This is a genomic window from Shinella sp. NM-101, from assembly GCF_021401195.1.
Taxonomy (GTDB): domain Bacteria; phylum Pseudomonadota; class Alphaproteobacteria; order Rhizobiales; family Rhizobiaceae; genus Shinella.
On record NZ_JACBFT010000003.1, the window covers coordinates 120,468 to 145,710 of the forward strand.

21 protein-coding genes are annotated in these 25,243 nt (G+C 66.4%); 15 read left to right on the top strand and 6 right to left on the bottom strand.

Features of this window, described 5'->3' with window-relative positions:
* Nucleotides 1-78: 78 nt before the first annotated feature.
* From L0976_RS07625 to L0976_RS07660, 8 genes are all read left to right on the top strand, one after another.
* Nucleotides 79-1,710, top strand: a complete 1,632-nt coding sequence (locus L0976_RS07625) for an ABC transporter substrate-binding protein (RefSeq protein ID WP_234186794.1) — start codon at nucleotides 79-81, stop codon at nucleotides 1,708-1,710.
* 71 nt (nucleotides 1,711-1,781) lie between these two features.
* A complete protein-coding gene (locus L0976_RS07630; RefSeq protein WP_234186795.1) occupies nucleotides 1,782-2,822 on the top strand; it encodes an ABC transporter permease in 1,041 nt (346 codons plus the stop codon).
* An 8-nt stretch (nucleotides 2,823-2,830) separates the two neighbouring features.
* Nucleotides 2,831-3,676 (top strand): ABC transporter permease, encoded by an 846-nt coding sequence (locus L0976_RS07635; protein ID WP_234186796.1) that lies wholly within the window; start codon nucleotides 2,831-2,833, stop codon nucleotides 3,674-3,676.
* On the top strand, nucleotides 3,673-5,328 hold the full coding sequence (locus L0976_RS07640) for an ABC transporter ATP-binding protein (protein WP_234186797.1): 1,656 nt from the start codon (nucleotides 3,673-3,675) through the stop codon (nucleotides 5,326-5,328). The genes L0976_RS07635 and L0976_RS07640 overlap by 4 nt, the downstream gene beginning before the upstream one ends.
* Nucleotides 5,325-6,242 (top strand): NAD(P)-dependent oxidoreductase, encoded by a 918-nt coding sequence (locus L0976_RS07645; protein WP_203317045.1) that lies wholly within the window; start codon nucleotides 5,325-5,327, stop codon nucleotides 6,240-6,242. The genes L0976_RS07640 and L0976_RS07645 overlap by 4 nt, the downstream gene beginning before the upstream one ends.
* On the top strand, nucleotides 6,239-7,009 hold the full coding sequence (locus L0976_RS07650; RefSeq protein ID WP_234186798.1) for an SDR family NAD(P)-dependent oxidoreductase: 771 nt from the start codon (nucleotides 6,239-6,241) through the stop codon (nucleotides 7,007-7,009). Before L0976_RS07645 ends, L0976_RS07650 begins: the two co-directional genes overlap by 4 nt.
* 128 nt (nucleotides 7,010-7,137) lie before the next feature.
* The gene (gene hydA / locus L0976_RS07655; RefSeq protein ID WP_234186799.1) at nucleotides 7,138-8,574 is read left to right on the top strand and encodes a dihydropyrimidinase; all 1,437 of its coding nucleotides are present in this window, start codon (nucleotides 7,138-7,140) and stop codon (nucleotides 8,572-8,574) included.
* 16 nt (nucleotides 8,575-8,590) lie between these two features.
* Nucleotides 8,591-9,841, top strand: coding sequence for a M20 family metallo-hydrolase (locus tag L0976_RS07660; protein WP_234186800.1), 1,251 nt, complete (start codon nucleotides 8,591-8,593; stop codon nucleotides 9,839-9,841).
* Between the two features lie 50 nt (nucleotides 9,842-9,891).
* Here L0976_RS07660 and ppk2 read toward each other — a convergent pair whose 3' ends face one another.
* From ppk2 to L0976_RS07685, 5 genes are all read right to left on the bottom strand, one after another.
* Nucleotides 9,892-10,992: a polyphosphate kinase 2 gene (gene ppk2, locus L0976_RS07665; protein ID WP_203317049.1), complete on the bottom strand. Its 1,101-nt coding sequence runs from the start codon at nucleotides 10,990-10,992 to the stop codon at nucleotides 9,892-9,894.
* A 102-nt stretch (nucleotides 10,993-11,094) separates the two neighbouring features.
* Nucleotides 11,095-12,018: a sensor domain-containing diguanylate cyclase gene (locus L0976_RS07670; RefSeq protein ID WP_234186801.1), complete on the bottom strand. Its 924-nt coding sequence runs from the start codon at nucleotides 12,016-12,018 to the stop codon at nucleotides 11,095-11,097.
* Between the two features lie 10 nt (nucleotides 12,019-12,028).
* On the bottom strand, nucleotides 12,029-13,585 hold the full coding sequence (locus tag L0976_RS07675) for a globin-coupled sensor protein (protein ID WP_234186802.1): 1,557 nt from the start codon (nucleotides 13,583-13,585) through the stop codon (nucleotides 12,029-12,031).
* Nucleotides 13,586-13,665: 80 nt separating this feature from the next.
* On the bottom strand, nucleotides 13,666-15,039 hold the full coding sequence (locus L0976_RS07680) for a diguanylate cyclase domain-containing protein (protein WP_203317052.1): 1,374 nt from the start codon (nucleotides 15,037-15,039) through the stop codon (nucleotides 13,666-13,668).
* 263 nt (nucleotides 15,040-15,302) lie between these two features.
* The gene (locus L0976_RS07685) at nucleotides 15,303-16,244 is read right to left on the bottom strand and encodes an HD-GYP domain-containing protein (RefSeq protein ID WP_234186803.1); all 942 of its coding nucleotides are present in this window, start codon (nucleotides 16,242-16,244) and stop codon (nucleotides 15,303-15,305) included.
* A 311-nt stretch (nucleotides 16,245-16,555) separates the two neighbouring features.
* On the opposite strand from L0976_RS07685, the gene L0976_RS07690 reads away from it, so the two are divergent.
* The 7 genes from L0976_RS07690 to L0976_RS07720 all read left to right on the top strand — a co-directional run bounded on the left by L0976_RS07690 (nucleotide 16,556) and on the right by L0976_RS07720 (nucleotide 24,284).
* Nucleotides 16,556-17,605: a peptidase M29 gene (locus tag L0976_RS07690; RefSeq protein ID WP_234186804.1), complete on the top strand. Its 1,050-nt coding sequence runs from the start codon at nucleotides 16,556-16,558 to the stop codon at nucleotides 17,603-17,605.
* 22 nt (nucleotides 17,606-17,627) lie between these two features.
* Nucleotides 17,628-18,938 (top strand): acyl-CoA dehydrogenase family protein, encoded by a 1,311-nt coding sequence (locus tag L0976_RS07695; RefSeq protein ID WP_234186805.1) that lies wholly within the window; start codon nucleotides 17,628-17,630, stop codon nucleotides 18,936-18,938.
* 3 nt (nucleotides 18,939-18,941) lie between these two features.
* Nucleotides 18,942-20,234 carry an alpha/beta fold hydrolase gene (locus L0976_RS07700; RefSeq protein ID WP_234186806.1) on the top strand — a complete coding sequence of 431 codons (1,293 nt, stop codon included), beginning with the start codon at nucleotides 18,942-18,944 and terminating at the stop codon, nucleotides 20,232-20,234.
* Nucleotides 20,231-20,908, top strand: a complete 678-nt coding sequence (locus L0976_RS07705; protein WP_234186807.1) for a TetR/AcrR family transcriptional regulator — start codon at nucleotides 20,231-20,233, stop codon at nucleotides 20,906-20,908. The genes L0976_RS07700 and L0976_RS07705 overlap by 4 nt, the downstream gene beginning before the upstream one ends.
* Before the next feature lie 2 nt (nucleotides 20,909-20,910).
* The gene (locus L0976_RS07710) at nucleotides 20,911-22,254 is read left to right on the top strand and encodes a glutamine synthetase family protein (protein ID WP_234186808.1); all 1,344 of its coding nucleotides are present in this window, start codon (nucleotides 20,911-20,913) and stop codon (nucleotides 22,252-22,254) included.
* A 22-nt stretch (nucleotides 22,255-22,276) separates the two neighbouring features.
* Entirely contained in the window at nucleotides 22,277-22,765 is a 489-nt protein-coding gene (locus L0976_RS07715; RefSeq protein WP_234186809.1) for a flavin reductase family protein, read from the top strand.
* A gap of 76 nt (nucleotides 22,766-22,841) precedes the next feature.
* Entirely contained in the window at nucleotides 22,842-24,284 is a 1,443-nt protein-coding gene (locus tag L0976_RS07720; protein ID WP_234186810.1) for an APC family permease, read from the top strand.
* A gap of 46 nt (nucleotides 24,285-24,330) precedes the next feature.
* Here L0976_RS07720 and L0976_RS07725 read toward each other — a convergent pair whose 3' ends face one another.
* Nucleotides 24,331-25,161, bottom strand: a complete 831-nt coding sequence (locus tag L0976_RS07725) for an alpha/beta hydrolase (RefSeq protein WP_234186811.1) — start codon at nucleotides 25,159-25,161, stop codon at nucleotides 24,331-24,333.
* Between the last annotated feature and the right edge of the window lie 82 nt (nucleotides 25,162-25,243).

Here is a 25,243-nt window from a genome sequence, read left to right on the forward strand (position 1 = left end):
GGAAAAGCATCTATGACCGTCCGGACCGGTGCCGGCGATCGCCCTCCTGTGGAAAATGAACCGAAAAAGGGGAACAATATGAAAGACATGCTGAAATTCATCACGCTGGGACCCGTAAGCCGCCGGGCACTGCTCGGCGCAACCGTTGCGTTTGCCGTAGCCGGCACCCTCGCCAATCCGGTGCCGGCCTTCGCGCAGGCCGCGAAGGAAACCCTCCTCGTCGGCGGCCCGCGCACGCCCGAGTCGCTCGACCAGGAATATCCGCCGACGGAGGCCGTTCATGAAATGCGCCGCAACGTCTACGAGCGTCTGCTGACCTACGAGATGAAGACCGGCGACGACGGCGTTCTCTACGAGGACTTCGCGAAGATCACCGGCGCGCTGGCCGAAAAATACGAGGTCGCGGACGACTTCAAGTCGATCACGTTCCACCTGCGTCCCGGCGTCGTCAGCGGCGCGGGCAATACGCTCACCGCCGACGACGTCATGTGGTCGTTCGAGCGCGGCTGGAACCTCAAGTCGAACTTCCACTGGTACATGACGCAGATCCTCAAGATCGAGGACTTCGGCGCGGCCTTCGAGAAGGTCGACGACATGACGGTGAAGGTCAAGATACCCAACCCGTCCCCGCTGATCGCCAAGCTGTGGACCAACAGCGACCTCGGGATCCTCGATTCCAAGGTGATGAAGGAGAAGATCACGGACGATGACAAGTGGGGCCAGCGCTACCTCGCCACCGCCTCGGCCTCGTTCGGTCCCTATGTCGTCACCAAATATGCGCCCGGCCAGGAGGTCGTCTACCAGGCCAACGAGAACTACTATCGCGGCGCGCCGAAGCTGAAGCGGATCATCTTCAAGGAGATGCCGACCGCGGCGAACCGCGTCGCGGCCCTGCAGGGCGGCGCCATCGACGTGGCCGAGTACCTGTCGCCGCGCGAGCTTTCCCAGGTCGAGAAGATTCCGGGCGTGACCGTCGACAAGGTCTTCGGCAACTACATCCACCGCGTCGAGATGCAGAACGAGATGAAGCCCTTCGACGATCCGCGCGTTCGCCAGGCCCTCAACTATCTCGTGCCGCGCGACGAGATATCGAAGGCCGTCTATTACGGCACGGCGCGTCCGACGAAGAGCCCCATCTCCGAAATCTACCCGGCCTTCACCGACGAATACTTCACCTATTCGCACGATGTCGAGAAGGCCAAGGCGCTGCTCGCCGAGGCCGGCCATGCCGACGGGTTCGAGACGGAGCTCGGCTACCGCACGGGCGATCAGCTCGAAGAGGAGATCGCCGTCATCCTGCAGACGGCCTTCGCGAAGGCGGGCGTGAACGTGAAGCTGTCGAAGCTGCCGGCCTCCACGCTCGTCGAGCGGTACACCAAGGGCGAGATCCCGATGTACTTCTTCCGGGACATGGCGATCGTTCCGGATGCCGCCTATGTCGCGAACCTCTGGCTGAACAGCAACTCGCTCATCAACTACTCGCGCTTCAAGAGCGAGGAGGTCGATAGCCTCATCAACTCGGCCCTGACGGGCGTCGACGAGGAAAAGCGCCTCGCCGACATGAAGCGCGTGCAGCAGATCACCATGGAGGGCGCTCCCTGGGTGTTCCTGTTCAACCCCGGCTACCAGCTCGCCACGCGCTCCAACGTGAAGGGCTATTCCTGGTACACGCCGAACGGCAACGCCTGGTTCGACTTCCACAAGGAATAGGCCGGTCCGGCAACCGGCGGGCGGGAGCAATCCCGTCCGCCTCCCTTTTCCCGAGAACAGGAGAGGTCGGAATGTCTGTTTCCGGTGCCTGGCAACGCCTTCCGAGGCCGTTGCGGATCGTCCTTTCGCGTCTGCCGATGATCGTGCCGCAGATGCTGGGCGTGATCTTCGTCACATTCATGCTTGTGCGCCTTCTGCCCGGCGACCCCACGCTGCTGATGCTCGGCAACATGGCAACGCCCGAAAGCATCGCCAACCTTCGCGAACAGCTCGGCCTGAACGGAACGCTCTGGGAGCAGTTTCTCAGCTACATGGGCAATGTCATGCACGGCGATCTCGGCATTTCGCTGTTCACCTCCAACCCCGTCGCCACCGACCTCATGGACCGCGCCCCGGCGACGCTCGAACTGATCTTCTACTCCATGCTGCTGACGCTGGCGGTCGCCGTCGTCGTGGCGGTCATCGCCGTCGTGCGGCCCGGCGGTATCATGGACTATGTCAGCCGCTTCTATGGACTGGCGGCCGGCGCGATCCCCGATTTCTGGGTCGGCCTGCTCCTGATCTTCTTCCTGTTCTCCCTCGCCGGCATCGCCCCCGCGCCGTTCGGCCGCATCGATCCGCTTCTCGAGGCCCCGCCCGCCATCACCGGCTTCTACACCTTCGATAGCCTGCTGGCGGGTGATTTCGACGCGCTCGTCTCCTCCTTCGGCCGTCTGGCGCTGCCGGTCCTGACGCTGACGCTCGTCAATGCCGGCGCGCTGATGAAGATGACCAAGACCACCTTCGCCGACATCTGGCGCAGCGACTTCATCCGCCACCAGCGGGCAAGCGGCCTTCCCGAACGGGTCATCGTCCGCAACGCCCTGCGCAACAGCCTGCCGCCCATCATCACGCTGGTCGGCTTCCTGATCGGCTTCCTTCTGGGCGCTGCCGTCCTGGTGGAGACGATCTTCTCCTGGGGCGGGCTCGGGCAATATGCGGTCCAGTCGGTCATCAACTCCGATTATCCGGCATTGCAGGGCTTCGTGCTGCTCGCCTCCGCCTTCATCCTTCTCGTCTATCTGGTCGTCGACATTCTCTACGAACTCGCCGATCCGCGCATCCGGGTATGAGGGGCGGCATGACAAAGATCCTCGACTTCTTCCGCTTCACCTCCCGCAATCCGGCGGCCCTCATCGGCGTCGTGCTGTTCGTCCTCCAACTCCTCGCCATCGTCTTCGCGCCGTGGCTCGCCACGCATTCGCCGACGACGGCCGATCCGATCGCCTCGCTCCAGCCGCCCTCGGTCGAGCACTGGCTGGGCACGGACGTCTCGGGCATGGACATCTATTCGCGCATCATCTTCGCCACGCGCATCAACCTGCTGATCTCGGTCACCGCCGTCGCGGTCGCCTTCGTCATCGGCGTGCCGATCGGCCTGCTCGTCGGCTACTACCGCAACTGGCTGAGCTCGCTGACCATGCGTGTCTTCGACTTCATCCAGTCCTTCCCGGTCTTCGTCCTCGGCATGGCGCTCGTCTCGGTCATGGGGCAGGAGATCTGGAACGTCGCGATCGTGCTGGCGGTACTGTTCATCCCGGTCTTCGCCCGCCTCATCCGGGCCGAGGTGCTGTCGCTGCGCGAGCGTCCCTTCATCGCCGCCGCACGGTGCAGCGGGGCCACCGATGCGACGATCATGTTCCGGCATATCCTGCCCAACGCGCTGACGCCGTCGATCGTGCAGGTCTCGATCAGCATCGGCATGGCGATCCTTCTGACCGCGGGCCTGTCCTTCATCGGCGCCGGCGTGCGCATGCCCGTGCCCGAATGGGGGCTGATGGTCTCCGTCGGTTCGCAACAGATGATCCTCGGGATCTGGTGGGTCTCGCTCTTCCCCGGCCTTGCGATCGTCTTCTCCGTCCTGAGCTTCGCCCTTCTGGGGGATGCGATCCGCGAATACTTCGATCCCCGGAGGGAGAGAGCATGATGGTTCAGCCGCAGACAACGCCGCTCATCGACGTCAAGGGGCTGACCGTCGCCTTCAACGGCGTCCCCGCCCTCCACGGCGTCGACATCACCCTGCGCTCCGACCAGGTGCTCGGCATCGTCGGCGAGACGGGTGCGGGCAAGTCCGTGCTCGCCAGGGCGCTGATCCGCCTGCTGCCGGCAAATGCCGAGATCGTCGCCGGCGACATAAAGGTCGCCGGACAGTCGATTGCCGGCCTTTCCGACGAGGAGCTTCGCCGCCTGCGCGGCGGCGAGGTCGCCCTGATCGGCACGGATGCCAAGGCGCTTCTCGACCCGGTCCGCCCCGTCGGCGAGCAGGTCGCCGACGTCCTGCAGGCGCACAGGCGCATGGGGCGCAAGGAAGCGCTCGCCGCGGCGGTCGACCTCTTCACCAAGGTCGGCATCGTCGATCCGGCGCAGCGCGCCAGCGCCTATCCGCACCAGCTCTCCGGCGGCATGGCACAGCGCATCATCATCGCCATGGCGCTGATCGCCGGGCCGAAGGTCATCCTCGCGGACGACGCGACGCTCGGCCTCGACGCGACGATCCAGGTACAGGTCCTCGACCTCCTCGTGGCGCGCTGCCGCGAACTCGGCATGGGTGCGCTGATCATCACCCACGACCTCGGCATCGTCGCGCGCTATTGCGACCGCGTCGCGATCATGCGCAACGGCCGGATCGAGGAGGAGACGACCACGGCCGCCTTCCTCGAAGGCCCGTCGACCGCCTATGGGATCGAGCTCCTGGCGGCAGCCAGGGCCCGGCCCGCGCCGATGGCGAAGGCCGAGCCGGTGGCCGCGGGGCCGTCGGCCGCGGTCGAGCGGCCGGCCATCGAGGTCTTCGATCTGCGCAAGCACTTCCAAACGCCCTCCGGCCATGTCGTGCGCGCGGTGGACGATGTGAGCTTCACCATTCCGCGGGGAGAAACGCTCGCGCTCGTCGGCGAGAGCGGCTCGGGCAAGACGACCGTCGGCCAGTGCCTGGTGCGGCTCCTGGGCGCCGATGCCGGCCGGGTGAATTTCGGCGGAACCGATATCCTGGCGCTGTCGGACGCCGCGTTCCGGCCGGTGCGCAGGAACATCCAGATGGTCTTCCAGGAGCCCTATGTCGCGCTCAATCCGCGCTGGCGGGTGGAGGATCTCGTCGGCGAGCCGCTGGCCCTCGACCGCACGATCACCAGCGCGGCGCTGCGGCGCAAGCGGGTCCTGGAGATGCTCGATCTCGTGAGGCTGCCGGCAAGGCTGGCCGCCGCCTATCCGCACCAGCTCACGGCGGGCGAGCAGAAGCGCGTCGGCATGGCGCGTGCGCTGGCCACGCGGCCGGAATTCGTCGTTTTCGACGAACCGACGACGGCGCTCGACATCCGCGTCCGCGCCCAGATCATCGACCTGGTGCGCGACCTCCAGCGCGACATGGCGCTGGCGACGCTCTTCATCACCCACGACCTCAACTCGGTCCGCTCGCTGGCCCATAATGTCGCCGTCATGCGCTACGGCAAGATCGTCGAGATGGGCGAGACGGAACGCATCTTCTCCGCGCCGGAGCACGACTACACCAGGATGTTGCTCGGTGCGGAACTGCCCATCGAGGAATTCGTACCCGAACACAAGCAGCAGGGGAGACAAGCGTGAGCGACTATGTCCTTGTAACGGGCGGCATCGGGCTGATCGGCAACGCCGTGCGCCGGCGCCTCGAGGATCGCGGCGACAAGGTCGTCGCGATCGACCGGGTGGCCGCGACGATCGACGGCCGCGAGGTGATCGAGTGCGACGTCACGGATGCGCACGGCCTGCACGCCATCGCGCGCCGCTATCCGATCCGCGCCATCGTCCATTGCGGCGCCTTTTCCGGGCCGATGGTCTCGCCCGACCATCCGATGCAGATGATCCGCGTCAATATCGGCGGCACCGCCAATGTCGGGGAGCTTGCCCGCATCCTCGGCGGCATCAGGCTCGTCTTCGCCTCCACCGCGACGGCCTATGGCGTGACGCCCGGCGGCCCGGTTCGCGAGGACGTCGCCATGGAGCCGGACTCCATGTACGGCGCGTCCAAGGCGGCGAGCGAGCAGATCCTCAATGCCTACAAGCGGCAGTTCGGCGTCGATACCGTCAGCCTGCGCCTCACCTGGGTCTATGGTCCGCGCCGCACCACGGCCTGCCTGATCCGGCAGATGCTGACCGACGCGCTCGCCGGCCGCACGACCCGCATTCCCTACGGGCGCGACTTCCCGCGCCAGTATATCCATCTCGACGACGCGGCCGACTCGATGGTGGCGGCGCTCGATCGCCCGAACCTGCCGCAGCAGGCCTACAACATCTCCGGCGGGAACTGGCTGACGCTGTCGGAGGTCGCCGAGACCGTGATGCGGGCGGTTCCGGGCGCGAAGGTCGAGGTCGCCGCCGGCGACGATCCCGGCGACATCCGCCAGGAGCGCTTCGACATCTCGGCGGCCGCGCGAGACCTCGGATACACGCCGAAAATCTCGCTTGAGGACGGCGTGAAGTCCTATCTTTCCTGGCTGAAGGCGAAGGGAACTGCGGCATGAATGATACGAACCCCCTTTCGCTGTCCGGCCGGCGGGCCGTGATCACCGGTGGCAGCCGGGGCATCGGCGGCGCGATCGCCACGCTGTTCGCGCAGGCCGGCGCAAAGGTCGCCATATGCCATCTCGGCGACGCGGCGGGCGCCGAGTACCTTTCCGAAAGCTTCGCGGCCATGGGCGGTAAGCTTCTCGTGCGCGAATGCGACGTGGCCGACGAGGTGTCGGTCGAGGCCTTCGCCCGCTGGACCGGCGAAACGCTCGGCCCGGCCGACATTCTCGTCAACTGCGCCGGCATTGGCGGTGCCGACAAGCCATTCCAGTCCGTTTCCGTCGCCGACTGGGACAGGATGCTGGGCGTCAACCTGCGCGGCGTCTTCCTCGTCACCCGGCAATATTTCCCGGGCATGGTCGAGCGAGGCTACGGGCGGATCGTCAACATCGCCTCCCAGCTCGCCTACAAGGGCGCCCCGGGCCTTGCGCCCTATGTCGCCGCCAAGGCGGGCGTGGTGGGTTTGACGCGGGCGCTCTCCTATGAAGGGGCGGCGCACAACGTGATGGTGAACGGGATCGCGCCCGGCCCGGTGGAGACGCCGCTTCTGGCGGGGCATTCCGATGCATGGCTCGCGATGAAGAAGGGGCAGCTTCCGGTCGGCCGGTTCGGCCAGCCCGACGAGATAGCCCCCACCGCGCTGCTGCTCGCCTCGGAGAAGGGCGGTGCCTTCTACAGCGGGCAGACGCTTTCGCCGAACGGCGGAGACGTGATGATCTGAGCGGGCGAAGGCCCGCTCCTGCAAGCAACCGTTCGAGCATGCGCCGGGCGGCGCCCTCTCCCATGGGGCGCCGCAGGGAAGGGGCTGCCCGGATTTCCAGCATCAATGAATTTCATGGAGGAATCCCAATGAGCGAATACGACTTGGTCATCCGCGGAGGAACCGTGGTGACGGCCGCCGACACGGTCGTCGCCGATGTCGCCGTCAAGGCCGGGCGGATCGTCGCTGTCGGCAGCAGGCTGACCGACGCGCCCGAGGTGATCGACGCCGGTGGCCTGCTCGTCATGCCGGGCGGCATCGACAGCCACGTGCATCTCGCGCAGCCGGCATTCGGCGGTCCCGCCATGGCCGACGGCTTCGAGACGGGAACGCGCTCCGCGATTGCCGGCGGCAACACCACGCTCATCCCCTTCGCCTTGCAGCCGCGCGGCACGTCGCTGCGGGAAAGCGTCAAGGAATATCACAAGGAGGCCGACGGGCAGAGCTACTGCGACTACGGTTTCCACCTCATCGTCTCGGATCCGACGCCGACCGTCCTTGGCCAGGAGCTCCCCTCGCTGGTGGCGGAGGGATACACCTCGTTCAAGGTCTTCATGACCTACGAGGACCTGGTCCTGAACGACCGCCAGATCCTCGACGTCTTCGATTGCGCCCGCGATTGCCGCGCGCTGGTCATGGTCCATTGCGAGGGATACGACGCGATCCGCTTCATGACGGAGAAGCTCGAGCGGGCCGGAAAGACGGCGCCCTATTACCATGCCGTTTCGCGCCCGCAGTCCGTCGAGCGCGAGGCGACCCACCGGGCGATCAGCCATGCCGAGTTGACGGATGTACCGATCATGATCGTCCATGTCTCGGGCCGCGAACCGATGGAGCAGTTGCGCTGGGCCCAGCAGAAGGGCCTCAAGGTCTACGGCGAGACCTGCCCGCAATATATCGCGCTGACGGCGGACGATCTCAAGGGACTGAACATGGACGAGGTCGGCGGAAAATATGTCTGCTCGCCTCCGCCGCGCGACCATGCGAGCTGGGAGGCCATCTGGGAGGGCATCCGCACGGGCGTCTTCCAGACCTTCTCGTCCGACCATTGCCCGTTCTTCTACGAGGGCACCCTCGGCAAGCTCAATCCCAAGGCGCGCACCTCGTTCAAATGGGTGCCCAACGGTATCCCCGGGGTCGAGACGCGGCTGCAGATCCTCTTTTCAAAGGGCGTGGCCGAAGGCCGGATCACCCTCAACGAGTTCGTCGCCCTGACATCCACCAACCACGCGAAGATGTACGGCCTCTATCCGAAGAAGGGCTCGATCGCGCCGGGCTTCGATGCGGACATCGTGCTCTGGGACCCGAACCGCAAGGAAACCATCCGCCAGGAGCTCATGCATCACGGCGCCGACTACACGCCCTATGAAGGCATGCAGGTCACCGGCTGGCCCGTCATGACGCTGCTGCGCGGCCGGAAGGTCTGCGAAGAGGGGCGCATCCTCGGCGCTCCCGGCGACGGCCGGTTCCTGCCGCGGGAAATCTCGCCCTTCGCCGCCGGTGGCGAAATCCGGGCGGCGGGCTGATCGGAAGGGGCACGCGATGGACAGCCTATCGGAGCAGCCAGCCGGAGCGGACCGGCTGATCGATCCGCAACGGCTCTGGTCGACGATCATGGAGATCGCCCGGATCGGGGCGATACCGGGCGGGGGATCGTGCAGGCTGTCCCTCAGCGACGAGGACAGGCAGGCGCGGGATCTTTTCGCATCCTGGTGCCGGGAAGCGGGCTGCGACGTGCGGGTGGACCCCTATGGAAACATGTTCGCGGTGCGGGCAGGAAAAGGCGCCGGGCAGCCGTCCATCCTCATCGGCAGCCACCTCGACACGCAGCCGCATGGCGGCCGGTTCGACGGCGTTCTCGGCGTCCTTGCCGGCCTGGAGATCGTCCGGACGCTGAACGACCGCGGGATCGCGACGGAGCGGCCCGTCGTCGTCGTCAACTGGACCAACGAGGAAGGGGTCCGCTTCAAGCCCGGCCTGACCGGCTCGGCGGGATTTGCCGGCTATCTGGACCCGGCGGCGGTGACGGGCAGCGACGGCGAGGATTTCTTCGCGGAACTCCGGCGCACGGGCTATGCCGGCACCGCCCGGGAAGGCTTCGATATCCTCGCCTATTACGAGCTTCACATCGAGCAGGGACCCGTTCTCGAACGCGCCGATGCCGCTGTCGGTGTGGTCGAAGGGATCCAGGGCGTGCGCTGGTACAAGGTTTCGCTGGCCGGCCGGGATGCCCATGCGGGAACCACGCCGATGGACAGCCGGAAGGACAGTTTCATGGCGGCAGCGGCGATTGCGCTCGACCTGCGTGCCACGGCGCTGAAGCACGATCCCGATCTGCGATTCACGGTCGGTAAGGTCACGGTCGAGCCGAACTCGGTCAACACCGTTCCCGGGCATGCCGAGCTGCTCATCGACCTGCGTCACGGGGACGACTGCGTTCTCGACCGTTTCGAGGACATCATCGCTGCGGCCGTGAAGCGCGGTGCCGCGCAGGAGGGGGTGGATTGCGCCTTCACGCGAACGATGACGGTGCCGCCCGTCACGTTCGACCCTGCCATGCAGGAACGCCTTGTGGAGGCGGCCCTTCAGGTCGGGGTCGTGCCGCAAAGGCTTCCGAGCGGGGCGATGCATGACGCCAGCAACATGGCGCGGATCGCGCCCACGGCGATGGTGTTCGTCCAGTCGCGGGACGGGATCAGCCACAATCCCGCGGAATGGTCCTCACCTGCCCATGTGGCAACCGCCTGCGAGGTGCTGGCGCGGGCTGTGCTTTCCCACGCATGCGAAAGCTGACAGGACCTGCCGAGAGGCGGGCTGGCGATCCTTCCGGCCGCACCAGGATGTCACCGAAGCTGGTCGGAATTGCTCCAGCCTTCGCGCGAGCTGTATTCTCCCCGCTCGTGGATGACGTTCGCCCGGCCGACGAGGAGGTCGTCCACCCTGCCGATATTGTCGGCGCTCTTGCCGGTATAGGGCATGGCGTGCAGCACGTAGCGCATGGCGTTCAGGCGCGCCCGCTTCTTGTCGTCCGACTTGATGACCGTCCAGGGCGTATCGGCGGTGTCGGTGTGGAAGAACATCGCCTCCTTGGCCTGGGTGTAGTCGTCCCATTTGTCGAGGGAGGCAAGGTCGACGGGTGAAAGCTTCCATTGCTTCAGCGGATGAACCTTGCGCTCCTTGAAGCGGCGGTTCTGTTCGTCGCGGCTGACGGAGAACCAGAACTTGATCAGATGGATTCCGCTGCGCGTCAGGTTGCGCTCGAAATTCGGCACCTGGCCGAGAAATTCCCGATATTCCGCGTCGCTGCAGAAACCCATGACGCGCTCGACGCCTGCCCGGTTGTACCAGCTCCGGTCGAACATCACGACCTCCCCGAGCGTCGGCAGATGCTGGACGTAGCGCTGGAAATACCATTGGCCGCGCTCGACGTCGTTCGGCTTTTCCAGCGCGACGACCCTCGCCCCGCGCGGGTTGAGATGCTCCATGAAGCGCTTGATCGCGCCGCCCTTGCCGGCCGCGTCGCGGCCCTCGAAGAGGATGATCACGCGCTGGCGGGCTTCCTTCACCCAGGATTGCAGCTTCAGAAGCTCCGTCTGGAGGGCGAATTTCTCGCGCTCGTAGTCGCGGCGCAGCATCTTGTATTTGTAGGGATAGCCGCCCTCGCGCCAGTCGCGCGAAAGCTCGTCGCTGGTGCGGCGCGGCTTGCCTGCCGGTTTGGGCAATCCGAGCGCCTCCCGCATGCGGCCGGCATCGTCCGGCGAGGCGCCGTCGAGGATCGCGTCTATCCCTTCGGCGATGCCGCCGTCCTGCGCAGCGATCGCCTGGACCGCGGTTATTCCGTTCTCCTGCGCCGCGACGGCCCGTTCGTCCGCAAGGCCGGTGAGCGCGGCTTGCGGAAGGGCCGCCTGCGCCGATGTTTCTTCGCGATCATGCTTTTCCGTCATGACGTTCTCCCCCAACGATCTTGATCCTTGCAAGGATCGTAAGCGCCTTTCCCGGGATCGCCTTGATGAGAATCAAGTCTTCGGGGCTTGCCCTGCCGCGCCTCACGGTGAAAGGAAGACGACGCGGTTTCGTCCCTTGGCCTTTGCTTCATAGAGCGCGAGATCGGCGCGCCGCACGAAGGCATCGAGGCCTTCCCCCTCGCCGGGGCCGTCGACCAGGCCGATGCTTGCCGTCATGCCGAGGGCGACGCCCGGCCCGCCGGAAAAGGTGGTCGAGGCGATGCGCATGCGCAGCCGCTCGGCCACCATCAGCGCCTCCTTTCGGCCGTTCAGCGACAGGAGCGCGACGAATTCCTCCCCGCCCCAGCGGGCGACCAGGTCCTTCGACCGGAGCGCCTCGCGCATGACCACGGCGACGTTGCGGATCGCGGCATCGCCTGCGTCATGGCCGTGGCGGTCGTTGACCTGCTTGAAGAAGTCGATGTCCAGCATCAGCAGGAAGAAGCGGCAATCCTCGCCGGGACCCTTGCGGATCGCCCGTTCGGCCGCCTCGGAAAATCCCCGCCGGTTCTGCAGGCCGGAAAGCGGGTCGGTGTTCGCCAGCCGTTCGAGCTCCCGGTTTTCGCGGATCCAGTCCGAAAGGTCGCGGATCACGGCCATCATCATCGATCCGCTGCGCAGGATGGTGATGCCGAGGGAAATCTCGCTGCCGTCGTAGCGCTGGCCGAGGATATGCGCCTGCCGGCTCCCCATGCGGCGCGACTGTGCCTCGCCATGCGCGAAGGCGCGCACGCGGAACTGGTGGCGGGGGCGATACTCCTCGGGGACCAGGACGTCGATCGGCCGGCCGGCGAGCTCTCCGTCGGGCCAGCCGAACAGCCGCTCGGCGGCGGGATTGCAGTAGAGGATCGTCGAGCGCTCGTCGATGACGACGATACCGTCCGTGATGCTTTCGACGATCGTCCTGAAAAGGCCGGGCTGCGGCGCCGCCTCCGTGCTTTCCCGTGTCTGCAGTCCAAGCGCCATGGTCATGCCCTCATGCGCAACGCAGCAGGGCGCCATCGCCGGAAGGCGTGAGGGTGATACGCCGCGGGACGCGCGCCGGTGCGCTTCTGTCCGTCACGAAGGCCTGGAGCATCGTGGCGATGCGGCCTATGTCCAGCGTCAGGGCCTGGGTCGCGGCATTGGCCTCCTCCACCATGGCGGCGTTCCGCTGCGTGGTCCGGTCGAGGACGTGAAGGGAGCCGTTGATCTCGTGCAGGGCGGTGGACTGCTCGCGCGCGGCGACGACGATCGCCCCGACATGGCGCTCGATCTCCTGCACGCGGCCGGAAATGTCCGAAAGCACGACCGCCGTCTCGCCGACGAGTGCGACGCCCTTGTGCACCTGGTCGGCGGAGGCGCCGATCAGCGCCTTGATCTCCTTGGCGGAGCGCGCGGAGCGCTGCGCGAGTTCGCGCACCTCCTGCGCCACGACGGCAAAGCCCTTGCCGGCTTCCCCGGCCCGCGCCGCCTCCACGCCCGCATTCAGCGCCAGGAGGTTGGTCTGGAAGGCGATCTCGTCGATCGTGGCGATGATGTCGCCCATCTGCCGCGACGTCGCCTCGATTCCGCCCATGGCCTCGGCCGTCTTCGTCATCACCGTGCCCGACCGCTCGGCATCCGCCCGCGCCCGTCCGACCAGTTCTCCCGCCTCGCAGGCGCGCTGGCTGGTGTCGGCCACGGTGGTGGAGATCTGCTCCAGGGCCGCGGCGGCCTCTTCGAGCGTCGAGGCCTGCTGCTGCGTGCGGCGGGCAAGGTCGTCGGCCGATGTGCTCAGCTCCCGCGTGCTGGCGCTCATCTGCCCCGCGCCGGTGCTGATCTGCTCGATCGTTCCCGAGAGTTGCTCGAAGGCGGCGTTGAAGTCGTCGCGCAGCGCGTGGTAGGCCTCCGGCAGGTCGCTGTCGATGCGATAGCCGAGATTGCCGGCGGCGACGGCGGCCATCGCCGCGCCGAACACCTTGTTCACCAGCCCGCGCTCCTCGGCGATGGCCGCGGCCTGCGCCGCCTGCTTGGCGCGCTCGGCCTCGTCGATATAGACGGAGATGGCAAGGTCCATGTCGAGGAAGACGGCCTTGGCGAGGCTGCCGAGCGCCCGCGCAAGGCCCTCCGAGTCGATCGCCGGCCGCGAGAACAGCCCGCCTTTGGGGGCGAACTCCCGGACTGCCGAGGCGATCAGGTGATCGAGCACGATGGAATAGCCGCCGATATACCAGCGCGGCTCCAGTCCGAGCCGCGCATGGGTCGCGCCGATCCTTCTGACCTTGGCGGCATAGTCGTCGCTGAAATCGCCGTTCGCGATGTTCTTCCAGTGGCCGGTCTGTGCCCCCTTCGCGCGCGCCATATGCTCTTCGGAGGCGAAGATGCCGGAGACTTCGGCGGTCACGCGCACCTGCGCATAGAACCGGTCGAGGGCGACGGGAAGCTCCCTTTCGACCACCGCTTTCAACGAGCGCAGGGCCGCGCAGGTCTCGGGCGAGATCTGCATGAAGGCGAGGCGCTCTTCAAGTCCCTTTGTGTCTGCCGCGCCGGATGTGTTGGCTATGCTGTTCATGGGCTTCTCTTGTTTGCGGAAACGATGGATGTCTTTGAAAGGTCGGTCATCTCGGGCAAGGCCGGCGGCATGCGCCATCCTCACGCGACGGATGCGCTGCCGCCGGAATTGCGCTCGCGTAGCGCCCGTTCCGCCCGCATGATGAGATGCCTGGGGTCGGGGTGGCCGTCATGCTCGACGACGGCGAAGGTGAGGCTGTTGTCGAAGAAGGGATTGCCTTCCACGGTGAAATGCGTGGCCGAATACCGGTCGGCGACCGAGGTGGCGAAGGTGGTCGCCCGCGCCGCGTCAGCCTCGACGCGGATGACGAGGAAGGTGCCTTGCCCCATCCGGAAGACGGAATCGCTGGTGCGGGCGAAGTTGAAGAGCATGCTCGCCGTCTGCTGGATGACCGAATCGGCACCGGCCAGGCCGAGATCGCGGGTTATCTGGTCGAGCTTGTTGATCTCGAACAGGACGAGCGAGAACGGCCGGCGCGAGACCTTCTGGATCTCGATCTCGCGCAGGAGCACCGTCGCCAGGAAGCGCTTGTTGAGCAGCCGGGTGAGCGGATCGCGTGTTCTGTCGGTCTCCGCGCTCTGGTCGAAGAGCATGGCGAGGAGACTGCCGATCCGGTCGACCGCGACCTTGATCGACAGCATCGACGCGACCCGCTCGGCGGGCGGCATTCCCGTTCTCAGCCGCTCTATCAGCGAATCCACCATGTTGATGGCGCCCGCGATGGCGCCGTATTCGCCGGAATGGGAGAAGAAGAGGTTGGCGCGGTGAAGGAACCACAGGCCGAACTCCGACTGGCCGAGCGGAGCCACCTTCGACATTTCGTGCGAGGTCTGCATCTCGAAGAAGATCTGCTGCGCCCATTCGGCGAGCGCGGCCCGCTGGCGCTCCCGCTCGGCCGCCAGATCCTTGCCGAGCGCGAAGAGGCGGAAGGCCTCGTCCGAACGCACGGATCGCTCGGAGGCCTGCATGTAGGCGACCATCATCACCGCCAGCGCCAGGTCCATCAGGCTGGAGACGAAGCGGTAGGCGTCGGCGGTATCGATCTGCGCGAGCCTGACATGGCGCAGACGCTCGATGATGGCGGCCTTGATCTCCCGGAACCCCTTCATGATCAGGAGCACGGGAATCTGGATGCGCGCGTGGATCGCGCCGATGTCGAGAAGCGTGGCGAAGGCTCGCTCGATGTCGAGCGGTTCGGCAGGGAAGATGCTGACGAGCCAGCGCTCGAGCGCGGAATGCAGCCGCCGGCTCACCGTCTCCTGGTCGAGGTAGAACCGGGCGTTGGGCTGCTCCAGCATGACGTCGTAGAAGCGCGCAGCATGCGCGCGCGCGGAGACGCGGACGACCTCGGACACCGCCTTGCGCGACTGCGGTGCAACGCTGTCGTCGAGGACCGTCAGCTCCTGTTTCAACGCCGCAAGATATTCTTCGTCAAGCGAATTTTGTCTCAGCATTTACCTGTCTCGCCAAATAATTTTGACATTCGCACTTGTTCCACGCCAATATTAAAATACGTTAATTGCAATTTTTTATTGTAAATAAGGGTTGGGTAACCTTTATTGATTTCCATTAATCCTCCTTGCCGCACGACGATTTTTCGCTCGGAGACTGCCGTTGCGACGGCGGGAGGCCCGGTGCGCCGCGCCGTCCGCCACATATCCAAAGGGGTGGCAAGTATGGGCGTTCTTCATGCATTCCGCCTTGACCTGAATCTATCCTAGACGGTCTCGCCCGAAAGGATCATGGATACGAACCTGCGCAGGAGCGCGGGATCGAACTGTCCGTGTGCCTGGAGCATCAGCTCGATCGTCTGCGCCGAAGACCAGGCCCGCTTGTAGGGACGGATCGTCGTCATCGCCTCGTAGACATCGCAGATCGCCGCGAGCCTTGCGGCGAACGGAATGCGCTCGCCCTCGAGGCCGGCAGGGTATCCGGCCCCGTCATAGCGTTCGTGGTGGTGCAGGCAGACGTCGAGCACGAGCGGCGGAAGCTCGTCGAACTGCCGCAGCATCTGGTGACCGCGAACGGGATGGGCCTTGATGATCGCCAGCTCCCTGACGCTCAGCTTGCGCGCGCTGGAGAGGATCTCCACCGGCACGGCCATCTTGCCGATGTCGTGCAGGAGCCCGCCGACGGAGAGGGCGCGAATGGTTTCGTCCGGCAGTCCGAGGGATCGGCCGAAGGAAACCATGAGCGCGCTGACGGCGAGGGAATGCAGGTAGGTCGTTTCGTCCCGGGTCTTGAGCCGGGAAACGCCGATGATGGCCACGATGCTGGTCTGTGCCGTTTCGACGATATGATCGGCCACCTGATGGGCGCGGTTGAGGTCGGGCAGGCCCGACAGCCGGGCTTCGCTGAAAAGCTGGTGGATGACCGGCTTGGTCTCCTGTATCAGCGCCCTTGCGGTGTGGATCTCGTTGGAGGAGAACCTGCTCAGCAGCGCCGCCTCCACCCGCGCCGCCGTTCCGTCGTCGGCGACGTCGGCCCCCTGCGCCGTGTCGATGACGAGGCTGATGATCTTGCTCTTGTGGATGTCGGCCAGTTCTTGGGGCGAGGCGATGAGGAAGCCCCGCCGATAGGATTTGCCTTCGCCATGGCCTTCCACCTCTTCCACGAACATGCCCAGTCGGGCCTGGTGGGTGCGGATGCGTTTTCTCATGTCATCTCCGGACGGCGATCGTACCTCCCGCGCGGCTAAAAGTGCGGGCAGGCCTATTTTCGATAGATCCGGTGGGGAATTCGATAAGCCGTCGGGAAAAACCCGGCGAGGATTTGTTCACGAATCCTAATATCCGTTAAGCAAGTGCTACGTGCCGCCTGTTCCCAAGCCGCGCAGGCGCTGGAAACAGGCGTTTTCCGGCACTTCGCCGCCCTCAGAATTACCACTTGACAAAACTTTAGACTTCAAACAGTTTCTTAACTCATAAGTAAAGAAATCGCTGAGGGGCGATCCAGACCTGGGAGAATTCAATGTTGCAGGAGCGCATTGAAGGGAAGTGGCTTGCCTGCTTCCGGCGCGTATTCGTGCTCAATGGAATAGGACCCGCGACGCGGGTGGCGATCGTTGCGGAGACCCAGTCGCGGCCCGTTCTGGTGCAGCTTGCCGACCTTGCCTGCCACGACCTCGGCGCGGACTACTGCATGATCACCATGCCGACGCCGCGCCAGACGGCGCCCGTGCCGGTCAAGTCCACCGGCACGTCGCTCGCCATCCAGGGCAATCGCGCGGCGATCGAAGCCATGAAGCAGTGCGAGATCATCGTCGACTGCACCGTGGAAGGCATGATCCATGCCGCCGAATGGCCGGAGATCGAGGCGGCCGGCGCCCGCATCCTCGTCGTCTGCAACGAGCACCCGGAAATCCTCGAACGCTGCGAGCCGAAGGCAGAGCTCGGCCCCAAGGTGGCGCTCGGCATCCAGATGCTGCGCGAAGCCCGGGAAATGCGCGTCACGTCGGCCGCCGGCACGGACCTCGTCATCGACCTCACGGACGCCCCCTGCGGGGGAACGCCGGGTTTCGGCACGACGCCGGGCGCCGTCGCCCACTGGCCGGGCGGCCTTTGCCTCGCCTTCCCGGGCACCAGCACGGTGAACGGCCGGATCGTCATGGATGTCGGCGACATGAACCTGACCTTCAAGAGCTACCTGACCAGCCGCATCGACTTCACGGTCGAGAACGATTTCGTCACCCAGATCAGGGGCGACGGTTTGGATGCGGAACTCTTCCGGGAATACATGGACGCCTGGGAAGACCCGCTCGCCTACGGCTTCTCGCATGTCGGCTGGGGCATGAATCCCGGCGCCCGCTGGATCTCCGGCGCGCTCTACGACAAGCGCGACATGCAGGCCGTCGAGTTTCGCGCCTGGGCCGGCAATTTCCTCTGGTCGACGGGTGCCAACCAGTATGCCGGCCGCTTCACCGAAGGGCATTTCGACCTGCCGATGCGCAAATGCACGATCACGCTGGACGGCCTTGTCGTGGTGAAGGACGGCCGGCTCCAGGGCGACCTCGCCTCCTGAACGGATTTGAGAAGGACTGATCATGAGCGAACCCGCAGACTACTACGACCTCTCCCGCATCCGGCCCGAGGTGCTCGATGTGCTGGCACGGATCAACGAGCTCGGCCGCGAGCGCTTCGCCCCGCGCGCCAGGGGCATAGACGACGAGGCGTCCTTCCCCGTCGAGAACTACAGGGACCTCGCCGCCGAGGGTTTTCTGACCCTGACCGTTCCGAAGGAATTCGGCGGGCACGGCTTCAGCCTGGGCGAATATGCGATGGTCGGGGCGGAGATCGGCAAGTATTGCGGCGCCACCGCGCTGACGTTCAACATGCACAATTCCTCGATGATGTGGTCGCGGTTCATGTATGAGCTGCCGAGCCTGACGGACGAGGACCGCGCCGCCTTCGCCCCCTTGCGCGAGCGCCAGTTCCGCCGCGCCGTCAGGGAGCAGGGCATCTATTCGCAGCCCATCTCCGAAGCCGGCCAGAACTGGACCTCGAAGCCCGCGCAGACCGCCTGCCGCAAGGTCGATGGCGGCTGGGTCATCAACGGGTTCAAGAAGTTCGCCTCGCTCGCCGGCTATTGCGACTACTATTCGATCGTCTGCACCGAGCATTTCGAGGGCGTCGAGCCGCGGCACGAGGACACGATGATCTTCGTCGTCCACAAGGAGGCGCCGGGCCTCTCCGTCACCGGGAGCTGGGACCCGCTCGGGATGCGCGGCACCAACAGCCGCGACCTCGTGCTCAAGGACGTCTTCGTCACCGAGGACGACCTGATGATGCCGCGCGGCATCTTCATAAAGACCCTGCCGCACTGGCCGCACATGATGGCGACGCTCTCGCCGACCTATATGGGCGTGGCGCAGGGCGCGTTCGACTTCACGGTCGCCTATCTGCGCGGCGAGGTGCCCGGCCAGCCGCCGGCCGACCGGCGCATGTTCGGCACCAAGCGCATCACCGTCGGCAGGATGTATGCCCAGCTCGCCGCCATGCGCGCGCTGTGGTGGCAGGCGTTCATGGAAGCGCAGGGCTTCCCCACCAAGGCGCAGGTCATGCGCATGTATGCGGCCCAGTACAACGTGATGGAAGGCGTGCAGGAGATCGCGGCGCTCGCCATCCGCACCTGCGGCGGCCAGTCGATGCTGAAATCCCTGCCGCTCGAGCGCATGTATCGCGACAGCCGCTGCGGCGCGCTGATGCTGCCCTATACGTCCGAGATCATGGAGGACTACCTTTCCGTCCTGACCCTCTACGACATGGACGAGCTCGACAAGGCGCCCGGCGACGAGGGCGGCGCGCGCTCCTCGCTCTGGCGCGGCACGGCCGGCACGCTCAAGGGGCTTCGCTGAGAGATGGCCGAGGAGCAGGTTCACGTCACCGGGCATGCCGCGGCGGAACCTGCCGCGGTCTGGTCCGTCGCCGGCGACTTCTGCGCCGCCTGGCATCCGGCGATCGCGACGATCCGGGCCGAGCGCGACGGGCGCGGCGCGCTGATCCGCGCCTTCACCGCCAAAGGCGAGGACACGCTCTACCGCGAGCAGCTCGTCTACCGGTCCGACAGCGACCGGGTCCTGTCCTACACGCATCTCGAAGGCATCGCCGGCGCCGAGCGCTACGACGCCCGCCTGCAGGTGCTTGCCGATGAGGGTGGCGGCAGCCGGATCGAATGGTCGGCCCGGCTTTCCGCGTCTTCCGGGCGTGCCCCGGCGATCGCCGCCGGCACGAAGGCGATCTTCGAGATGGGCATCGCCGCGCTCGGCGACCTCGCGGGAAAGGTCCCGCACGAGGTTGCCCCCGCCGCGTGCGCGGGGAAGGCTGCACGGGAAACCGTCTTCATCGCGGGCGATCCGCGGCTGGCGCTGACGGTCACGCCGCAAAGGCCCGGCCCGCTCGTGCTTTTCCTGCACGGCATCGGCGGCGCCCGCACCAACTGGCTGGCGCAGCTCGATGCGGCGGAGCCCATCATGCGCGCCGCCGCTCTCGACCTGCGCGGCTATGGCGAGAGCCGGCTCGGCCCGTCGCAGAGCACGGTCGAGGACTATTGCGGCGACATCCTGCGCGTTGCCGAGGAATTGGGTGCCAGGCGGCTCGTCCTCTGTGGCCTGTCCTACGGCTCGTGGCTTGCCACCTCCTTCGCCATGCGCCATCCGGAAATGCTGGCGGGCCTCGTCCTTTCCGGCGGCTGCACGGGCATGTCGGAGGCCGGGGCGGCGGAGCGCGAGGCGTTCCGGACGGCCCGCGAGGTGCCGCTCGACGCGGGCCGGACGCCGGCCGATTTCGCCCCGGCCGTCGTCGAGGTCCTTGCCGGCCCCGGCGCGGACGAGGCGGTGCGGCATAGGCTGCTCACGTCCATGGCCGCCATTCCGGCGGCGACCTACCGCGATGCGCTGCGTTGTTTCACCCATCCCCCGGAACGCTTCGATTTTACCCGGCTGACCATGCCTGTCCTGATGATGACGGGCCGGCACGACCGGCTCGCGCCCGTCGGGGAGATCCGCGCCGTCGCGAACCGGATCGCCGAAACGGCGCCGCGCGCCTCGGTCCGCTTCGAGGTCATCGAGGATGCGGGCCATGTCTGCAATGTCGAACGTCCCGCCGCCTACAACAGGGTGCTGGGCGAATTCCTGTCGGAGCTCGCCCGATGACCGCCCTTCCCAAGCGCCAGCAGAACCGCCTCCTGCGCGAACGCCGCATTCTCGATGCCGCGCTCGAGGTCTTCTCGCAGAAGGGGTTCGTCGGCGCGTCGATGGACGACATCGCGGCCGGGGCGGGCCTGACCAAGCCCACGCTCTACCAGTATTTCCCCTCCAAGGACGAGCTGTTCACGGCGATGATGACCCAGGAGCGGGACCACATGCTCGAATCCTTCGAGTATCCCTCCGCCTCGGGCATGGTGGCGGAGCTCCATGCGTTTTCCTGGCACTATGCCGATACCGTGCTGCGGCCGGAGATGCTCAACCTCGCCCGGCTGATCATCGGCGAAGCCCAGCGGCTGCCGGATGTCGGCCGCGCCTACCAGGCCTCGGGCCCCGACCGGGTGCTCGCCGGCATGATCCAGTATCTCGAACGCCAGCGCGCGGCCGGCCGGCTCGTCTTCGACGATGCCGAGCTTGCGGCGGAGGACCTGTGGGGCCTCATCCTTTCGGCGCCGCGCAACAGGGCGCTGCACATTCCCGATGCGCTGCCCGACCGCGCGACCATCGAGCGCTACATCCGCAACGGCCTTCGCGTCTTCCTGCGCGCCTATTCCGCCGCGCCGGAAAAAGACCTTGCCGCCCTCTCATCCCTCAAGCCGCCGCCGGCCACCGAAACGGAGTGACCATGACCCTCGACGCCTACCTCGCCGATCCTGCAAGCCGTTTCGCGACCGTCGCGATGACCGACACGAACGGCCTCCTTCGGGGGCAGATGGTGTCGGTCCGCTCGCTTGCCGGCATCGCCCGCAGCGGCATGGGCATGTCTCCCGTCACCTTCGCGCTCGATCCGACCGACGTCTTCCTCGACATTCCCGGCGTCTCCGACGACACCTCGGATTTCCACGACGACTCGCTGGTCCTCGATCCCTCGACCGTGCGCCGCCTGCCCTGGTCGAAACCCGGCCACGACCTTCTCGTGCTCTCGAATTACGCGGGCGCCACGGCGGAGCTGTGCCCCCGTGCGCTCCTCAAGCGCGTTCTCGGCCGTGCCGGGGAAGCAGGCTTCGCGCCCCGCTACGGCATGGAACTCGAATATACCCTGTTCGACGAGACGCCGGAGAGCGCCCGCGAGAAGGGCTACCGCGACCTCAGGACGGCGACGATGCACAAGAGCCACGACCTCGTGCTCTACCAGGTGCAGCAGACCGAATGGTACGAGGCGCTGGCCGGAATCTGCGAGCCGCTGAGGATCGACCTTGCCAAGATGCACGAGGAGATCGGCGGCGGTTTCCTGGAGGCCTGCATCGCGGCGGGCACCGGCCTGGAGCCGGCCGACCAGCTCGTGCTCCTGAAGAACTTCCTGCGGGCCCTCGCGCAGCGGCAGGGCAAATGCGTCACCTTCATGCCGCGCTGGACGGAGAATGCCGACAGCCAGTCGATCCATCTCCATGTCAGCCTTGAGGACCGAGAAGGCCGGAAGATCTTCCACGATCCCTCCGGCAGGAACGGCATGTCGCAGGCCTTCCGCCACTTCATCGGCGGGCTGCAGCGCTACATCGGCGACATGACGCTGATCTTCCAGCCGACGGTCAATTCCTATCGCCGTTTCGCGCCCGGCACCTTCGCGCCGCCCGGCCTGACCTGGGGCTTCGAGAACCGCACGACCTGCTTCCGCGTCGTCGGCCACGATGCTGGCTCGCTGCGCGTCGAAAACCGCCTGCCGGGCGCCGACACCAATCCCTACCTGACGGTCGCCGCAACCGTCGCGGCCGGCGTCGCCGGCATCGTGGAAGGCATCGAGCCCGAGCCGGAGGTGATCGGCAACGGCTATGCGCAGGCGGGCGATGGCCCCGACTTCGCCCGCTCCATGCCCGAGGCGATCGCGCGGCTGCGCGCGTCCGACTTCGCCCGGAACTGGCTCGGCGAGCGCTTCGTCGAGGCCTTCGCCGCAAGCCGCCAGAGCCAGCACGACGAATTCTGCAGGAAAGTACCCGATGTAGAACTGCAACGCTTCTTTGACCTGGGGTAGCGCCATGAAACCGGATCTGCGCATGCAATTCCTCGAAGGCATGAGCCGCGCGGCCACCTTCGTCGCCGTCGTGACGACCGATGGCGAGGCGGGGCGCTTCGGCGTCACGATCAGTTCCCTCACCTCCGTCTCGGCCGATGGCGAGCATCCCTCGCTGCTGGCCTGCCTGCACCACATGAGCCCCGTCGCCGCGGCCATCCTTAAGAACCGCTGCTTCTGCGCCAATCTCCTGCACGAGGACCAGCACCAGGTGTCCGACCTTTTCGCCGGCCGGCTGGCGGCGGGCGAGCATGCGGCGCGCTTCGAGCGCACCGGCTGGTCGTCCGGCACGCTGGGCCAGCCGGACCTCGAAGGGGCGACGGCGAGCTTCCAGTGCCAGGTCGCGACCTCCGTGCTGTGGGAGACGCATCACATCATCGTCGGACGTGTCGTGGACGTCCGCTTGTCGGAAAGCCCTGCCTCCCTGCTCTACGGCCACCGGGCCTATCACCGGGCAGTGCAACTGCCGTAGCGAACTAGAAAAAATCGACGCTGCGGATGCCGGTGCGGTGCGCCGGCGCAATGGGGAACCAGAACTGGAGAGAACAATGACAGACGTGACAACGGCGGGGATGAACCGGCTCCGCAGAAATTCGCTGGGCCTGATCGCCGTGACCTTCATGGTGATCTCGGCCGCAGCGCCGCTGACGGGCGTCGCCGGCGCCGTGCCGATCGCCTTCCTGATCGGCAACGGGACGGGCGTCCCCGCCACCTTTCTCGCGATGACGCTGGTCATGCTGGCCTTCTCGGTCGGCTATGTGGCGATGTCGCGCCATGTGACGAATGCCGGCGCCTTCTACGCCTATGCCGCCCGGGGCCTCGGCGGGCGCATGGCCGGCGCCGTCGCCATCATCGCGGTCGTCGCCTACAATGCCATGCAGTTCGGCCTGGTCGGCCTGCTCGGCGGCATCGCCAGCGGCGTCTTCGCCGGCTTCGGCGTGAACCTGCCGTGGTATCTGTGGAGCTTCATCGCCATCGCGCTTGTCGGCATCCTCGGTTACCGGCAGGTCGATCTGTCCGCCAAGGTCATGATCGTGCTGGTGCTGCTGGAATATCTCGTCGTGCTGCTGGTCGATTTCGCGATCCTCGCCAAGGGCGGCGCGAGCGGGCTTTCCTTCAACTTCTTCGATACGACGGCGATCTTCTCGGGCTCGCTCACGGCGGCGATCCTCTTCTGCCTCGGCTCGTTCATCGGCTTCGAGGCGACGACGATCTACGCCGAGGAGGCGCGCGATCCCGAAAGGACCATCCCGCGGGCGACCTACCTGTCGGTGCTGATGATCGGGCTGTTCTTCGTCTTCACGACCTGGCTGATGATCGTGGGCGTGGGCGCCGAAAACCTCGTGGCGACCGTCGGCGCCCTGCCGGACCCGACATCGTTCTTCTTCGACCTCGCCGGCGCCTATGTCGGCGGGCCGATCCCGGCCATTGCCGGCCTCCTGCTGGTGTCGAGCCTGTTTGCCGCGATCAGCGCCTTCCACAACTACATCGCCCGCTACAGCTACGTGGCCGGCCGCGAAGGCCTGCTGCCGGCCGCCTTCGGCCGCACCCACGACGCCCACCAGAGCCCGCATATCGGCTCGGTCGTGCAGACGGTGATGGCGCTTGCCGTGCTTGCGGTCTTCGCGGGCCTCGGCCTCGATCCGGTCCTCAACATGTTCACCTGGATCAGCCAGATCGGCACGCTCGGCGTCCTCGGCATGATGACCATCACGTCGCTCTCGGTCATCGTCTTCTTCCGAAGGGCGGGCGGCAACCAGCCGGCCTTGACGACACTCGTCCTGCCCGCCCTGTCGGGCCTGATCATGGCCGCGCTGTTCGTCTACATTTTCGTCAACTTCGGCGATCTCACCCAGACCGCCGGCGGGGCGCTCGGCATCATCCTGCCGGCGCTGATCCCGGCCGCGGGCGTCGTCGGCTTCGCCATGGCGAGCCGCCTCAAGGCGAGGAACCCGGACGCCTATGCCCGGATGGGCCAGAACCGCGGCTGATCCTCATGTGACGGCCGGTCCGTGAACGGCCGGCCGTCACGGCCGCTCAATCCGACAGCAGCGTCCGCGTCAGCGGATGCTTGGCCTCGCCGAGCCCGTCGACGATGGTGAAATGGTGCCTGTCCGGCTCGACGACCGCGGCGGTGGTGGCACCCAGTCCCGTCCAGATATTGGCGAGCAGGGCGTTCTGGCGCAGGAATTCCGTGCGCTCGTTGCCGCCGGCCCAGCAGGTGATGCGGGCATCCGGCATGGGGCGCAGCAGCGCCGGGCTTTCCGCAAGCGCCTCCGCTTCGTCGATGGCGAGCTTCCCGTTCATCGCGGTCGACAGGAGCGGGCGCAGGTCGTGCAGGCCCGAAATGGAGACGACGTTGCGGATGCGCCGCCGGACCTCGGGCACGAGCGGCGACGTCGCCGTGACCATCCGGCTGACCAGGTGCCCGCCGGCCGAATGCCCCGTCAGCATCAGCGGGCCGTCGACGATTTTCGCCGCCTCCCCGATCGCCGTCGCGACTTCCCTGACGATCTCGGCGATGCGCACGTCCGGGCAGAGCGTGTAGGACGGCATGGCGACGGCGTAGCCATGGGCGAGGGCGCCTGCGGCCAGATGCGACCAATAGCTCTTGTCGAGCTGCAACCAGTAGCCGCCGTGCACGAAGACGACGAGCCCCCGTGCCGCGCCTTCCGGCAGGAAGAGGTCCGTGCGGTTTCGCGGCCGCGCGCCGTAGGCAAGGTCCAGCCTTGCCCGTCCCGCCGCCGAAAGCGCGCTTCGGAAGGCTTCGGCAGGTCCGGCCCACGCCGCCGGCCATCGCTCGCCGCGCGCGATGTTCGAGCCGTTGGCATAGGCCTCGTCCCAGTCCGAAATGCGGTATTCCAGCATCGCTTCCATTCTCCCTTGATGCAGCCCGGACGAAGGAATCCCCCGGACGGCGGGCAAAGGCAAGGGCAATCCGAAAAAACTT